Source organism: Amycolatopsis thermoflava N1165, assembly GCF_000473265.1.
Classification (GTDB): Bacteria; Actinomycetota; Actinomycetes; order Mycobacteriales; family Pseudonocardiaceae; genus Amycolatopsis_E; species Amycolatopsis_E thermoflava.
Map to the genome: position 1 here is coordinate 7,402,431 of NZ_KI421511.1, position 13,623 is coordinate 7,416,053.

Genomic DNA, 13,623 nt, shown 5'->3' on the forward strand with positions numbered 1-13,623 from the left:
GGCGCCGGTGCAGGGCGATTTCCGTGGTGGGCGGGTTCCGCGGTGATTCCGGTGGCGGGGCCGGCACGGTAATCCTGTTGGCGGGCAGGCGCGCGGTGGTCCTGGTCGTCGGGCGGGCGCGTGGTGGCCCCGATGCCGGAGCTGCCCCGAAGTCGGGACCGGGTCATCAGGGGAGATCAGGCAGCCAGAGGTTCAAGCGGACGAAAAGCAGGGGCGCTGGCGATCTCCGGCGAGATGGGACGGCGGGGTGCCGGACGCCTGGCGGCGGAGGTGGTTCTCGCGAGCGTGACGGGGGCGACCCCCAGCCGCCCCCGTCACGAGTCGGCCTTGGTCAGCTCGCGTACGGGCGGACTCGCCGCGCGTCTCGCAGCGAGTGCGCCCACCAAGCGAGCTGGTCGAGCAGCGCCTTGGCCGCTGCCGTCGGACCGTCAGGGTTGATCAGCTCGCCCTGGTCGTCGAACTGGCTCCAGGCGCTGTGGAAGCTCACCGTCTCCCGGATGGTCACCGCGTGCAGCTCGGCGAAGACCGGGCGCAGGTGCTCCACCGCACGCAACCCACCGGACAACCCGCCGTACGACACGAACGCCACCGGCTTCGCCTGCCACTGCGTGCCGTGCCAGTCCAGCAGCGTCTTCAGCGATGCCGGGTAGCTATGGTTGTACTCCGGGGTCACCACGACGAACGCGTCCGCCTTCTCCAGGCGCTCGCTGACGGCCGCCACCTCGGGAGTCGGCCGGCCGGACAGGGCAGCAGGGAGGTTCGCGTCCGCCAGGTCGATCACGTCGACCCGGAACTCGCCGTGCTCGGACGCCTGCCTGGCGACCCACTTCGCCACCACCGGGCCGAACCGGCCGTCCCGGGTGCTTCCGACGATCACCGCAACATCAAGAGGTTCCATGCGGATCAGGATGTAACCTCGACATTACTAGAGGTCAAGAGCTTCTGATCAGCGATTATGTGCGGCGAAAAGTTGGGGCTGCTGGGGCGGCGGCTGGCGACGACAGCGGGCTTGACCACACCGGCACCCGGCCGTGGGGAAGGTTGGTCAGGCGCCGGTGGGTCGGCAGGTGCTTGACCGTGCCGGCCTGTGGGGCGTCGGGTCAGGGGCCGGGGGATCGGCAGGTGTTGCCGCACCGGGGGCGTGGCCGTGGGGAGGGGTAGGCAGGGGCGGGTGGTCAGCAGGCGCTTGGCTGCGCCGGCGCGTTGGGCGTGGGGAGGTTGGTCAGTGGCCGGTGGTTCGCAGGTGTTGTCGTGGCGGCCCATGACCGCGTGGGGATGGCCAAGGGCCGGGTGGTCGGGAGGTGCCCGACCGCTCCGGCCCCTGACCTCGAGGAGCGTTCCGTCAGGCGCCGGTGATCAGCAGGTGCTTCCGCCGGTGCCGGGGGCTCGACGCCTCGTCGACCAGGGCGATCGCGAAGTCCGCGTAGGACACGCGCGCCTCGGGGTCGCCGGAGGCCGCCACCCGGTACCTGCCGGTGCGGTCGCCGCCGTGGTCGAAGTCTCCCGCGGGGCTCACGTACAGCCAGTCCAGATCACTGGCGCGCAACAGGTCCAGCCCGGCCGCGTGCGCGGCGGTGAACGGGCGGAACTCCGCTGGGAACCCGGGCGCATCCCGGAGGGGCCGGCCCGTCGCATCCGGGGCCAGCGACGACAGACCGACGACGACCACCCGCGCCGCGCCGGAAGCGGCCAGCGCGCGTCCCGACGAGGTGAAGAACGCGTGCGGATCGGTGTCCGCTCCGTAGACCGCGGCCGCTGAGATCACCGCGTCCTGGTCCTTCACCAGCGCGGCCACCGAAGCCGCGTCCGTGACGTCACCGGCCACCAGTTCGACCCCGTCGGGCGCCCGGTGCTTCGCCGGGTCGCGCACCACCGCCGTCACCTCGTGCCCGCGCCGCGCGGCCTCCGCGACCGCCTGCTGTCCCGCGCGCCCGCCGGCGCCGAAAATCACGATTCTGCTCATGGTGCGACCGTAGCCAGCGTCCCGGTTTCCTCCTGGATACCGATTACCGTGGCAGTATGCGCGAACCCCTGCCACCGGACATGTTCGACGAGATCTGCCCGTCGGGCCTGGCGCCGATCCGTTTCGGCGACAAGTGGGCCCCGCTGGTGATCGCCTGCCTCGAGCACGGTCCACGGCGCTTCTCCGAACTGCGGGTGCCCCTGCGGCGCGTCACCCCGAAGGGACTGACCAAATCACTGCGCGGCCTCGAACGCGACGGGCTCGTCAGCCGCACCAGCCACCCCGGCACACCGCCGCGCGTCGAGTACGAGCTCACGCCCCTTGGCCGCAGCCTGCTGGAGCCCATGAAGGTCGTGTGCGCCTGGGCCGGCGAGCACTGGGAGGAACTGCTCGACGCGCGCGAGGCCTACGACAATCGGCTGCGCGAGGCACGCTGACTGTCCGTTGTGGACCAGCAGGTGGGCGGCGGCTGGATTCCGGGGCAGGGCCGCCGCGGGTGCTGCGGCGAGTGGGCCGGCCGGTGGTCGGGCAGGTGGGTGGTGATTTCTGGGGGCAGGGCTGCCGCGGGTGTTGCGGCGAGTGGGCCGGCCGGTGGTCGGGCAGGTGGGTGGCGGCGTTTTCGGGGGTAGGGCCGCCCGAGTCCTGGAGTGAATGGGACGGCCAGCGTTCGGACAGGTGGGCGGCGATTCCAGGGAAGGGCGGTGCCGGCACTGCGGCTAGTGGGCTGGTCGGTGGCGGGTAGGCGAGTGGCGATTTCGGGGCAGGGGCCGCCGCGGGTGTTGCGGTGGATGGGTCGGCTGGCGGTGGGGCAGGTGGGTGGTGTTTTCGGGGGCAGGGGCGCTGCGGGTGCTGGGGTGGATGGGTCGGCTGGCGGTGGGGCAGGTGGGTGGTGTTTTCGGGGGCAGGGGCGCTGCGGGTGCTGGGGTGAATGGAACGGCCGGTGGTCGGGCAGGTGGGCGCCGATTTCGGGGCCGGGGCGCTGCGGGTGTTGCGGTGACTGGGTCGGCTGGCGGTGGGGCAGGTGGGTGGTGTTTCCGGGGGCGGGGTCGCCGCGGGTGCTGCGGTGAATGGGCCGGTCGGTGGTGGGCAGGGGGTGGCGATTCCACGGGGCAGGGGCCGCCGCGGGTGTTGCGGCGGGTGGGCCGGTCGGTGGTCGGGCATGTGGGCGGCGCTTCCGGGACAAGGGCCGCCGCCGGCGCTGCGGTGAATCGGCCGGCCGGGGCGGGCAACGAACTGGGGCGGCGCTGATCTGCCACCAACCGTGACCGATCGGCGCCGCCGTGTTCAGGCCAGCCTGGCCGCCACCCGGGCGCGCGCTTCCCGCAGCGGCGTGGTTCCCTTGTCCCGCGCCGAATCCAGCACTGCGGACACCGTGGCGCCGATCGCCTCCACGCGGGCGTTCGCCTCCTCGTGCGGCACGCCCTCCACCTCGCGCAGCAGCGTGTACACCGCGCCACCCGCGCTGGCGATGAAGTCCGGCACCCACACGATCCCCCGCGCGGCCAGCTCGTTCGCCACCGCCTCGGACGTGAGCTGGTTGTTCGCCGGGCCGACGACCAGCGGCGCGGACAGCTCGGGCACCAGCTCCGCGGACAGCACGCCACCCACCGCCGCCGGCACCACGATGTCCGCGGGCGTGCGCAGCGCCTTCTCCGGATCCACCCACTCGTAACCGGACGCGCGCTTCGCCGGGTCCACATCGGACACCAGAACCCGCGCGCCCGCCGCCGCCACGTGCTGCGCCACCAGCGTGCCCACCGAACCCAGCCCGCTGATCACGACCGTGCGGCCGGTCAGATCGGCGCTGCCGAACACGTGCCGCGCCCCGGCCCGCAGCGCGGCGAACACCCCCAACGCGGTCGGGATGCTCGACGAACCCGTCCCGCCGTGCTCCGGCGGCAGGCAGAACACCCGCGACGTCGAGCGCCGCACCACCACCATGTCGTCCGGGCCCGTCCCGACGTCCGGACCACCGAAGTACGTGCCCTCGAACGATTCGATCAGCTCGCCCGTGTCGAGCAGCGCCGCCTCCCGCAGCGACGGCGTCAGCTCGGTGTCCGGTCCGAGCGCGATCACCGTCTTCCCGCCGCCGAAATCCAGGCCGGCGGCGGCGTTCTTCGCGGTCATCGCCTCCGACAGGCGCAGTGCGTCGGCCAGGCCGTCCCGCCAGTCCGGATACCGGCGCAGCCGGATGCCGCCGGCCGCGGGGCCGAGCGCGCGGGAGTGGATCGCGACGACGACCGGCAGCCCCGAGCGGGGACCGCGCCGGACTTTCACCTCTTCATGCTCCATGCGCGAAAAGCTAGGCTGATGCACAACCACGAAGCGCCGCCGCCGAACGATATTCGGCACGACCACCGGAGCTGCGAACATGGACGAACTTGATTCGGCGATCGTGCGGCTTCTGCAGGAGGATGCGCGGCAGTCGAACCGGGACATCGCGCGCAAGGTCGGCATCGCGCCGTCCACCTGCCTGGAACGGATCCGCCTGCTGCGCAAGCGCGGCGTGATCCGCGGCTACCACGCGGACATCGACCTCGGCGCCCTCAACCGCGGCGTGCAGGCGATCGTCGCGGCGCAGATCCGGCCGCTGACGCGCGACGTGGTGGACGCGTTCGAACGCTCGCTCGCCCAGCTGCCCGAGGTCATCTCGGTCTTCACGATCGCGGGCAGCGACGACTTCCTCGTGCACGTCACCGCTCAGGACATCGACCACCTGCACGCGTTCCTGCTCGAACGGTTCACCAGCCGCAGGGAGATGGTCACGTTCCGGACGTCGATCATCTACCAGCACCACAGCAAGCAGGTGCTGGACCCGCTACCCGGTCACTGATCGGGGTGCAGTGCGGCGAACACCGACGGCCAGTCCGGCCGCGGTGAGTCCTCGTCGTCGTACAGCTCGAACGTCTTGCCGGACGCCGACGGGTCGAACAACGCGGCCACGACGGCGTCGGCCACCGCGTCGCGGGAGACCCGGCCCTCGCCGGTGTCGCCCTGCTCGACGCGCACCCCGCCCGCGGGCAGGTCGTGCAGCCAGCTCGGCCGGACGATCGTGTACTGCGCGCCGCTCTCCCGCAGCGCCTGCTCGCCCCGCGCGCGAGCCTCGATGCGCGCGCTCATCTCCGGGTGCTCCGCCGGCCGCGTCAGGTAGATCTGGGACACCAGCACCACCGGGATGTCCTCGCGCGCCGCGATTTCCGCGATCGCCGAGACACCGCCGTGCATCGCGGCCTGCGCCGCGTCCGGTTCCTTCGGCGGCTCCGCGACGATCACCACGCCCTCGGCGCCCGCGAAGAGCGTCGGGTCCGGTTTCGCCGTGAGGTCCAGCGGAGGCTTCGTACTCCGGCCGGCCACCACCACCCGGTGCCCGCCGTTCGCGAGCCGTTCGGTGATCCGGCGGCCCGTCCGCCCGGCGCCGCCGACCACGACGAAGGTGCTCATGGCTCTCTCCCGGCTCTCTCGGAGGGAACCAGGATGGACCCGCCGGCGATCATGGTCAACGGGTGGTGACTCAACCGTTCCCGCAGCGCGGCCGCCGCTTCTTCGGCGCCGAGCTCCGACCAGATCTCCAGTGAGCGCCGGAACAGGCCGTGCGCCTCGCGGACCTGCCCGAGACGTTCGTGCAACTCGCCGAGGAGCTGCCCAGCCTCGGCCTCGGACCGCCGGTCGCCGTCGCGCCGGTGCACCGACAGCGAGTTCACCAGGAGGAGCTTCGCGTGCGCGAGGTCGCCGCTGCGCAGGCACAGCTCGCCGAGGCTCTGGTGCGCGTACCCGACGCAGTGGTCGTCGCCGAGCTCGCCGAAGATCGCGATCGCCCGGTCCAGCTCCTCGCGGGCCCGTCCGAGTTGGCCGCGTTGCTGGTGCAGCAACGCCATCCGGTGCCGGGCGTGCGCCTCGCGGTGCCGGTCACCGATCTCGACGCACGCCTCGCGCGCGTCGGTGAACCAGCGTTCGGCCGTCGCGTGGCAGCCGCGCGCCAGCCACACCGACCCGATCGCGATCCGCACCACCGCTTCGCCATGCCGGTCGCCGCTGCGGACGAACAGCTCCAGCGCGTCGTGGCAGTGCGAAAGTGCCATCTCGTGCTCGCCCGCGACACGCCGGATCGTGCTCAACCCGGCCAGCGCGACGGCCGCGCCCTGGTCGTCGCCGATGCTCCGGAACAACGCCAGCGACCGCTCGAACGCCTCGCGCGCGGCGGTGTAGTCGTCCTGGTAGACCTCGAGCTGCCCGAGGTTGCGCAGCACCAGCGCCTGCCCGCGTGGATCGCCTGCCCGCTCGGCCGCGCCCAGCGCCAGTTCGTGCGTGCGCCGCCAGTCCTCGTGGTGCCCGCGCAGGTCGAAGTACGGGGTGAATGCCGCCGCAAGCCGCCACGCCAGCCCGTCGAGACCGTGGTCCACCGCCAGCTCGACGAGCGGCACCGGTCGCTCGCCCGCGAACCACGCCACCGGATCGTCGAACCGGTCCGGGCACCACAGGTCCGCCGACCTCGGCTCCGGCGCGGCGCCGAAGAAGCGGACCGGCATCCGCTCCGCCGCCTCGGTGGCGAGCGAGAGGTACCCCTCGACCACGCGGCGGACCCCGTCCGGATCCGGCTCCCCGAGTTCCCGTGCGTAGCAGCGCACCAGGTCGTGCAGCCGGTACCGCGGCTGGTCGCCGACCAGCTCCACCAGGTGCGCGTCGACCAGCGCGTCCAGCACGTCGTCCGCGTGCTCCCGCCCGAGCAGCGCCCCGACCACCCAGCCGGGGAACGGCAGCGGCCCGAGCCCGCCCAGCGCGCGGAACGCCCGCGCACAGCTGCCGGGCAGCTGGTCGTGGCTCAACGCGAGGCTCGCGCGCACCGCGAGGTCGCCGACGCGCAGCTCGTCCAGGCGACGGCGCTCGTCGGCCAACCGGACGGCTAGCGTGCGGAGTGTCCACTCGCGACGTTGCGAAAGCCGTGCGCCGGCGATGCGGATCGCCAGCGGCAACCGTCCGCACGCCTCGACGATCCCGGCCGCCGCCTCGGGTTCGGCCGCCACCCGGCCCGCCCCGGCGATCCGGGCCAGCAGCCGCGTGGCCTCCGCGGCGGTCAGCACGCCGACGTCGACGTGCCGGGCGACGGTGAGGTCGGGCAGCCTGCCCCGGCTGGTCACCAGCACCGCGGCCGCGCCCGCGCCGGGCAGCAACGGTCGCACCTGCGCGGCGCTGCCCGCGTCGTCGAGGACCACGCACACCCGCCGCCCGGCCAGGCGCGACCGCAGCAACGCGGCCCGTTCGCCGAGCCCACGGGGGATCCCGGCGTCCGGCACGCCGAGCGCATGCAGCAGTTCGGCCAGCACGTCCAGCGGCCGCCGCGGCGAGTCCGAAGTGCCGCGCAGGTCCACGTACAGCTGGCCGTCGGGGTAGCGGTCGCGCACGGCGTGGGCGGCGTGCACGGCCAGCGCCGACTTCCCCGCGCCGGGCGGACCGGACAGCACCACGACGGCGGGGTGTTCGCCGTCCAGCAACCCGGTCAGCTCCGCGAGTCCGGTCTCGCGGCCGGTGAAGTCGGGTAGATCCAAGGGCAGCTGACACACCGGCGCCGGCGTGTCCAGCTCGGCCACCGCCTGCCGCAGGCGGACGCCCGGCTCGGCGTCCAGCTCCGCACGCAACACGCGCTCGGCCTCGGCGTACGCGGCCAGCGCCTCGCCCTGCCGCCCGCTCGCGCCCAGCGCGACGACGAGCAGCCGCCACAGCTCCTCCCGCAACGGGTGTTCGGCCAGCAGGCCACGCAGTTCGACGATCGCCTCGGCGTGCCGCCCGGCCGACACGTGGCGCCGCAACCGTTCCTCCTGCACCGACAACCGCAGCTCGCTCAGCCGCGCGACGGCCGGCGACCAGGTGTGGTGGTGCGGCAGGTCTTCCAGCACCTCGCCGCGCCACAGCGCGGCCGCCTGGTCGAGCAGCGCCGGTGCCTCTTCGGCGCGGGCCCGTGCCACGAGTCGTTCGGCGAGCGTCGCGTCCAGCTCGTCCGGTCCGGCGTGCAGCTGGTACCCGCCTGGGCCGCTTTCGATGCGGTCGCCGAGCACGCGGCGCAGGCCGTGCACGTAGGTGCGCAGGTTCGCGGCGGCCGACCGCGGCGCGCGCCCCGGCCACAGCACGTCGGTCAGCGCGTCGGCGGACACCACGACTCCGGGCTGGAGCAGCAGGGCGGCCAGCAGCAGGCGCGGTTTCGGGCCGCCGAGTGGCACGCGTCGGCCCCTGGCCTCCGCTTCGAGCGGTCCCAGGATGCGGAAGAACACCAACGGCATCGCCCCCGACCGGAAAAAAGGAAATCCGATACTAGGCAAGCCCGTCAACGATTCACCAGTGCCGTTCGGCGGCTTTTTCCGAATTTCAGCGGAAGTATTCGCGCCGATTGTTCACTTGTTCACCGGTTCCGGCCGGGCGGCTCCGGGCGAATTCCGCGGCGGCGGGCAGCTTCGGGCCGCGCGGCTCGTCAGCCGCGAGACGGAGGCAGGCAAGCAGGCGCAGCCCCGTCCACTCCCGGTCGGTCCAGCCGCCGGGATCCGCGGGCGGCTGCCAGTCCAGCTCCGCCGCCTCGGTCCACACGTCGTGCGCGTGACCGGCCAGCAGGACGAGCCTGCTCACCGGCTCCTGGCGCGGGACCATGTCCTGCTCGCACCGCACCGCGTCGTCGACCGCGGTCAGGTGCCTGTCGAACGCCCGCCACACCGAGGGGTCTCCGGCCAGCGCCTGCCAGCCGGAGTCGAGCCGCCCGGCGATCCCGCGCAGCCACCGCCGCGCGGATCGATCTGCCAGGGAGTCGGCCCACTGCACCCCTCGATGATGAACCCTGAACGGCGTTTTAGCGACCGTATCCGGCCTTCCGGAGAGCGTCGGCCATCGAACCGCCGCCGCCGGCGGGCTCGCGCCGCTTCGGCTGACCGCCCTTGCGCGGCTGCCCGCCACGGCGCTCGCCACCGCCGCCACCAGCGGGTTTGGCACGGCCGCCGCCGACCTCGTCGTCCAGGCGGAGGGTCAGCGAGATCCGCTTGCGCGGGATGTCCACCTCGAGCACCTTCACCTTGACGATGTCACCCGGTTTGACTACCTCACGCGGGTCCTTGACGAAGTTCTTCGACATCGCCGACACGTGCACCAGGCCGTCCTGGTGCACCCCGATGTCGACGAACGCGCCGAACGCGGCCACGTTCGTCACGACGCCCTCCAGCCGCATGCCCGGCTTGAGGTCGCCGATCTTCTCCACGCCCTCGGCGAACGTCGCGGTCTTGAACGCCGGGCGCGGGTCGCGGCCGGGTTTCTCCAGCTCGGCGAGGATGTCGGTGACGGTCGGCAGGCCGAAGGTCTCGTCGACGAAGTCCTCCGGGCGCAGCTTGCGCAGCACCCGCTCGTTGCCGATCAGCTCCCGCAGTTCGATGCCGGTCTTCGACAGGATGCGCCGCACGACCGGGTAGGCCTCGGGGTGCACGCTGGAGGAGTCCAGCGGGTCGTCGCCGCCGCGGATCCGCAGGAAGCCGGCGCACTGCTCGAAGGCCTTCGGGCCCAGCCGCGCGACGTCCTTCAGCGCCGAGCGCGACCGGAACGGGCCGTGCGTGTCGCGGTGGTTGACGATGTTCTCGGCCAAGCCCGCGGTAATGCCGGAGACCCTGGTCAGCAGCGGAGTCGACGCGGTGTTGACGTCCACGCCGACCGCGTTCACACAGTCCTCGACCACCGCGTCCAGCGAACGGGACAGCGCCACCTCGGACACGTCGTGCTGGTACTGCCCGACGCCGATCGACTTGGGGTCGATTTTCACCAGCTCGGCCAGCGGGTCCTGCAGGCGCCGCGCGATCGAGACCGCGCCGCGCAGCGAGACGTCCAGCTCGGGCAGCTCCTGCGAGGCGAACGCGGACGCCGAGTACACCGACGCACCCGCCTCGGAGACGACCGCCTTGGTCAGCTTCAGCTCGGGGTGCCGCTTGATCAGCTCGACGGCGAGCTTGTCGGTCTCCCGGGACGCGGTGCCGTTGCCGATCGCGATCAGGTCCACCGAGTGGGCGGCGCAGAGCTTGGCCAGCTCGTCGATCGACTGGTCCCAGCGGTTCTGCGGCTGGTGCGGGTAGATCGTGTGGGTGTTGACGACCTTGCCGGTCCCGTCGACGACCGCCACCTTCACGCCGGTGCGGAAGCCCGGGTCCAGGCCCATCGTGGCGCGGGTGCCGGCAGGCGCGGCCAGCAGCAGGTCGCGCAGGTTCGCGGCGAACACGTTCACCGCGTCCTCCTCGGCCTTCTGCCGCAGCCGCATCCGCAGGTCGATGCCGAGGTGCAGGAGAATCTTGGTGCGCCAGGCCCACCGCACGGTGTCCTGCAGCCACTTGTCGGCCGGGCGGCCCTCGTTCGTGATGCCGAAGCGCTGCGCGATGCGGCGTTCGTAGTCCGACGGGCCCACCTTCGGCTCGTCGCTGGGTTCCTCCGGCTCGACGGTGAGGTCGAGGACCTCCTCCTTCTCGCCGCGCAGCATCGCCAGCACCCGGTGCGAGGGCATCTTCGTGAACGGCTCGGCGAAGTCGAAGTAGTCGGCGAACTTCGCGCCCTCGGTCTCCTTGCCCTGGCGGACCTTCGACGAGAAGTAGCCCTCCGACCACATCTTCTCGCGCAGCTCGCCGATCAGGTCGGCGTCCTCGCCGAAGCGCTCGACCAGGATCGCGCGGGCCCCGTCGAGGGCGGCCTGCGCGTCCGCGACGCCCTTCTCGCGGTCGACGAACACGGCCGCGGCGGCCTGCGGGTCGGTGTTCGGGTCGGTCAACAGGCCGTCGGCCAGCGGCTCCAAGCCGGCCTCGCGGGCGATCTGCGCCTTCGTGCGCCGCTTCGGCTTGTAGGGGAGGTAGATGTCCTCCAGTCGGGCCTTGGTGTCCGCGGCGCGGATCGCCTCCGCCAGCTCCTCGGTGAGCTTGCCCTGGCTGTCGATCGACTCGAGGATCGCGGCCCGGCGCTCGTCGAGCTCCCGCAGGTAACGCAGCCGGTCCTCCAGCGTGCGCAGCTGGGCGTCGTCCAGCGCGCCGGTCACCTCCTTGCGGTACCGCGCGATGAACGGCACGGTCGCCCCGCCGTCGAGCAGGTCCACGGCGGCCTTGACCTGCCCTTCGCGGACGCCGAGCTCCTCGGCGATCTTCTGCTCGATCGACTGCACGGCCACTGTCACGATGCTGATCACTCCCTGCTCGCGGTTGCGGGGGCCAATTCTGCCTGCGCCGCCCCCGGCGCGGCACGGAAGGGGTGCCCGCCGTTGCCGAATCGGGAGGATCGGCGCGGTAACCAACGGGGGCCCGGCCGCGACCTCGGGATACCGGGGTCGAGGTGGGCAGGTGCGGATGGGCGGGAAGCGGCAGGTGCGGGTGGCGATGCACCGCCGGCGGGTCGACGTGGACGGGCCGGACGGCGAGCCGGTGACGTTGTCGTACCCGGGGATGCTGCTGACCGGGTACGAGGACGGCCGCGAGGTGTGCCAGCGCTGGATCCCGCTGGGCAACGAGCCGAGCGTGTCCGACGACGAACGGCTGATCGCGGCCCTGCACGCGGCGATGCGGTGGCAGAACAACGACGCGGAGGAGGAGTGCCCCTGAGAGGCGTCCGCGCGGTGCCGAGCCTGGGCTAGAACGCCCAGAGGTGGACCGACGCGCCGTCCTCGGCCACCGTGTACCAGGCGCCGTCGCCCGCCGGGCGCGGCGGGCCCGCGACGGGGAACGGGTAGGTGACCTCGCCGCGCGGTGTCAGGTCGCGCAGGAGCCAGTGACGGGCCGGGCGGTTGCCCGCGCCGGCGACGATGACCGTGCTCTCGTCGGCGAACGCCGCCTCCAGGTCCCAGTAGACGCGGCTGCCGGCTCCCGGCGGGAGGGTGCCCGTCGCGTCCAGCTCGCGCAGCACCGAGCCGTCCTCGTCGTGCAGCGACAGGGTCTCCTGGGTGACGTCGACGGTGAGCAGCAGGCCGGACGGGCTCACCGCGAGCGCGACCAGCTCGTCGTCGACCTTCGTCACCGACAACCGCCCGTCCCACCGGCCGGACAGGACGGGTGAACCCTCCTCGCCCTCGCCGATGCTCAGGTGCATCCGGGTGGGATCCGGGTGCGCGGTGTGGAACGAGCCGGAGGCCACGGTGCCGGTCTCCGCGCGGCCGAGCACCCGGCCGTCGACCGCGTCCAGCACGAGCCACGCCTCGCCGTCCGGTTCGCGGACGTGGGCCCAGACGAGCTTGCTGTCGCCGGACACCGCGGCCGATCCGTGGTCCGGGTACTCGTGGTCCTCGTCGTCGAGGTACTCGGCAGCCGACGCGTGCGGCACGTCGCAGCCGCCCCAGCACGCGTGCCGCATCTCCCAGCGGATGTCACCGGCCGGATCGACCGCGCGTACCGCGTGCAGCCCGGCGAACACCGCGAAATCGCCGTGCGGGGACAGGGTCGCGGTGCCGAGACCGCGTGGCCACGGAGCCGGGAAGCGCACCTCGCGGCCCTCGCCGGGATCCAGCGCGACCAGTTCGGTGTCGCCGCGCTGCACGAGCAGCCCGTGCACCAGTTCAGGAGCGTCGGCGCCGGACGGGGGCAGCGGGGCGGCGAGGGTGGCGACGAGGCGGGCGACGGTCACGCGCACACCTTACGGTCACGCCGGCGGCGGGCTGAGCTTCAGCAGGAGCCGGTGCAGTTCGGCGCGCTCCGCGGCGTTCAGCCGGCTCAGCATCGACTCGTCCACCTCGCGCGCGACCGGGTCGGCCTCGCGCAGGGCGGCTTCGCCCGCGCTGGTCAGGCGCAGGATGCGGCGGCGCCGGTCGGTGCCGATCGTGCGGGTGATCAGGCCGCGCTGTTCCAGCCGCAGCATCAGGTTCGCCAGCGTCGCCTTGTCGATCGCCGCCTGCTGGCCCGCGCTCGCCTGGTCCACGTCGTCGCCGTCGGCGATCGCCTTCAGGACCGCGTACTGCGGCTTCGTCAGCGCGGGCAGCTCCGCCTGCCAGCGGGCGCCGTGCTCCTGCAGGGCGCGGCGCATGACGTGGAACACGGCTTCGTCGACAGCGGTCATGGGGGCATGTTAGTGTGCGTACGAAAGGTTCGTATACGAACTAACAGGGAGCGTGCGATGCGGCTGATCGTCGGCATGACCGGGGCGACAGGCGCACCCTTCGGCGTCCGCCTGCTCGAAGCGCTGCGCGACCTGCCCGATGTCGAGACCCACCTGGTGCTCTCCCGCTGGGCCCGCACCACCATCGAGCTGGAAACCCCTTACACCGCACGGGAAGTCGGCAAGCTCGCCGACGTCGTGCACGGCGCGGGGGATCAGGCCGCGCCGATCTCGTCCGGCTCGTTCCGCACCGACGGCATGGTCGTCGTCCCGTGCAGCATGAAGACGGTCGCCGGGATCCGCGCCGGGTACGCCGACGGGCTGGTCGGCCGCGCGGCCGACGTCGTGCTCAAGGAACGGCGCAAGCTCGTCCTGGTGCCGCGCGAGACGCCGCTGAGCGAGATCCACCTGGAGAACCTGCTCGCGCTGGCGCGGATGGGCGTGCGCGTCGTGCCGCCGATGCCCGCCTTCTACAACCACCCGGACTCCGTGGACGACATCGTCGACCACGTCGTCGCCCGCGTGCTGGACCAGTTCGACCTGCCCGCGCCCCGCGCCCGCCGCTGGTCCGGCCTGCACCGATAGGA

13 protein-coding genes are annotated in these 13,623 nt (G+C 72.8%); 4 read left to right on the forward strand and 9 right to left on the reverse strand.

The window, feature by feature from the left end; translation table 11 throughout:
• Positions 1-331 precede the first annotated feature (331 nt).
• Together AMYTH_RS0136760 and AMYTH_RS0136765 are read right to left on the reverse strand one after the other, a co-directional pair.
• Positions 332-898, reverse strand: a complete 567-nt coding sequence (locus AMYTH_RS0136760; RefSeq protein WP_037322957.1) for an NADPH-dependent FMN reductase — start codon at positions 896-898, stop codon at positions 332-334.
• Positions 899-1,342: 444 nt separating this feature from the next.
• Positions 1,343-1,963, reverse strand: a complete 621-nt coding sequence (locus tag AMYTH_RS0136765; RefSeq protein ID WP_027934405.1) for an NAD(P)-dependent oxidoreductase — start codon at positions 1,961-1,963, stop codon at positions 1,343-1,345.
• Between the two features lie 56 nt (positions 1,964-2,019).
• On the opposite strand from AMYTH_RS0136765, the gene AMYTH_RS0136770 reads away from it, so the two are divergent.
• On the forward strand, positions 2,020-2,400 hold the full coding sequence (locus AMYTH_RS0136770; protein WP_027934406.1) for a winged helix-turn-helix transcriptional regulator: 381 nt from the start codon (positions 2,020-2,022) through the stop codon (positions 2,398-2,400).
• Positions 2,401-3,247: 847 nt separating this feature from the next.
• Here the strand turns inward: AMYTH_RS0136770 and AMYTH_RS0136775 are convergent.
• Positions 3,248-4,255 (reverse strand): Glu/Leu/Phe/Val dehydrogenase dimerization domain-containing protein, encoded by a 1,008-nt coding sequence (locus AMYTH_RS0136775; RefSeq protein ID WP_037322959.1) that lies wholly within the window; start codon positions 4,253-4,255, stop codon positions 3,248-3,250.
• Between the two features lie 79 nt (positions 4,256-4,334).
• Here AMYTH_RS0136775 and AMYTH_RS0136780 point away from each other — a divergent pair, with 79 nt between their 5' ends.
• The gene (locus AMYTH_RS0136780) at positions 4,335-4,796 is read left to right on the forward strand and encodes an Lrp/AsnC family transcriptional regulator (protein WP_027934408.1); all 462 of its coding nucleotides are present in this window, start codon (positions 4,335-4,337) and stop codon (positions 4,794-4,796) included.
• Here AMYTH_RS0136780 and AMYTH_RS46375 read toward each other — a convergent pair.
• The 4 genes from AMYTH_RS46375 to AMYTH_RS0136800 all read right to left on the reverse strand — a co-directional run bounded on the left by AMYTH_RS46375 (position 4,790) and on the right by AMYTH_RS0136800 (position 11,144).
• A complete protein-coding gene (locus tag AMYTH_RS46375; protein ID WP_051362927.1) occupies positions 4,790-5,404 on the reverse strand; it encodes an SDR family oxidoreductase in 615 nt (204 codons plus the stop codon). The genes AMYTH_RS0136780 and AMYTH_RS46375 overlap by 7 nt on opposite strands.
• Positions 5,401-8,235: an AfsR/SARP family transcriptional regulator gene (locus AMYTH_RS0136790; protein ID WP_027934409.1), complete on the reverse strand. Its 2,835-nt coding sequence runs from the start codon at positions 8,233-8,235 to the stop codon at positions 5,401-5,403. Before AMYTH_RS0136790 ends, AMYTH_RS46375 begins: the two co-directional genes overlap by 4 nt.
• A gap of 85 nt (positions 8,236-8,320) precedes the next feature.
• Positions 8,321-8,764: a DUF6401 family natural product biosynthesis protein gene (locus AMYTH_RS0136795; protein WP_027934410.1), complete on the reverse strand. Its 444-nt coding sequence runs from the start codon at positions 8,762-8,764 to the stop codon at positions 8,321-8,323.
• A 28-nt stretch (positions 8,765-8,792) separates the two neighbouring features.
• Positions 8,793-11,144 (reverse strand): Tex family protein, encoded by a 2,352-nt coding sequence (locus AMYTH_RS0136800; RefSeq protein ID WP_027934411.1) that lies wholly within the window; start codon positions 11,142-11,144, stop codon positions 8,793-8,795.
• Between the two features lie 157 nt (positions 11,145-11,301).
• Here AMYTH_RS0136800 and AMYTH_RS0136805 point away from each other — a divergent pair, with 157 nt between their 5' ends.
• The gene (locus AMYTH_RS0136805; RefSeq protein WP_027934412.1) at positions 11,302-11,553 is read left to right on the forward strand and encodes a hypothetical protein; all 252 of its coding nucleotides are present in this window, start codon (positions 11,302-11,304) and stop codon (positions 11,551-11,553) included.
• 28 nt (positions 11,554-11,581) lie between these two features.
• On the opposite strand, the gene AMYTH_RS0136810 is transcribed toward AMYTH_RS0136805, so the two are convergent.
• Both AMYTH_RS0136810 and AMYTH_RS0136815 read right to left on the reverse strand, forming a co-directional pair.
• On the reverse strand, positions 11,582-12,568 hold the full coding sequence (locus AMYTH_RS0136810; RefSeq protein WP_027934413.1) for a hypothetical protein: 987 nt from the start codon (positions 12,566-12,568) through the stop codon (positions 11,582-11,584).
• A gap of 15 nt (positions 12,569-12,583) precedes the next feature.
• Positions 12,584-12,997, reverse strand: a complete 414-nt coding sequence (locus AMYTH_RS0136815; protein ID WP_027934414.1) for a MarR family winged helix-turn-helix transcriptional regulator — start codon at positions 12,995-12,997, stop codon at positions 12,584-12,586.
• Positions 12,998-13,054: 57 nt separating this feature from the next.
• Between AMYTH_RS0136815 and AMYTH_RS0136820 the strand changes: the two genes are divergently transcribed.
• The gene (locus AMYTH_RS0136820) at positions 13,055-13,621 is read left to right on the forward strand and encodes a non-oxidative hydroxyarylic acid decarboxylases subunit B (RefSeq protein WP_027934415.1); all 567 of its coding nucleotides are present in this window, start codon (positions 13,055-13,057) and stop codon (positions 13,619-13,621) included.
• Positions 13,622-13,623: the final 2 nt, after the last annotated feature.

Bases quoted from the DNA above. Each gene is read 5' to 3' on its own strand.
- AMYTH_RS0136815 (WP_027934414.1), bottom strand. From the start codon at position 12,997: ATGACCGCTGTCGACGAAGCCGTGTTCCACGTCATGCGCCGCGCCCTG.
- AMYTH_RS0136775 (WP_037322959.1), bottom strand. From the start codon at position 4,255: ATGGAGCATGAAGAGGTGAAAGTCCGGCGCGGTCCCCGCTCGGGGCTG.
- AMYTH_RS0136790 (WP_027934409.1), bottom strand. From the start codon at position 8,235: ATGCCGTTGGTGTTCTTCCGCATCCTGGGACCGCTCGAAGCGGAGGCC.
- AMYTH_RS0136805 (WP_027934412.1), top strand. From the start codon at position 11,302: ATGGGCGGGAAGCGGCAGGTGCGGGTGGCGATGCACCGCCGGCGGGTC.
- AMYTH_RS46375 (WP_051362927.1), bottom strand. From the start codon at position 5,404: ATGAGCACCTTCGTCGTGGTCGGCGGCGCCGGGCGGACGGGCCGCCGG.
- AMYTH_RS0136820 (WP_027934415.1), top strand. From the start codon at position 13,055: ATGCGGCTGATCGTCGGCATGACCGGGGCGACAGGCGCACCCTTCGGC.
- AMYTH_RS0136765 (WP_027934405.1), bottom strand. From the start codon at position 1,963: ATGAGCAGAATCGTGATTTTCGGCGCCGGCGGGCGCGCGGGACAGCAG.
- AMYTH_RS0136760 (WP_037322957.1), bottom strand. From the start codon at position 898: ATGGAACCTCTTGATGTTGCGGTGATCGTCGGAAGCACCCGGGACGGC.
- AMYTH_RS0136780 (WP_027934408.1), top strand. From the start codon at position 4,335: ATGGACGAACTTGATTCGGCGATCGTGCGGCTTCTGCAGGAGGATGCG.
- AMYTH_RS0136770 (WP_027934406.1), top strand. From the start codon at position 2,020: ATGCGCGAACCCCTGCCACCGGACATGTTCGACGAGATCTGCCCGTCG.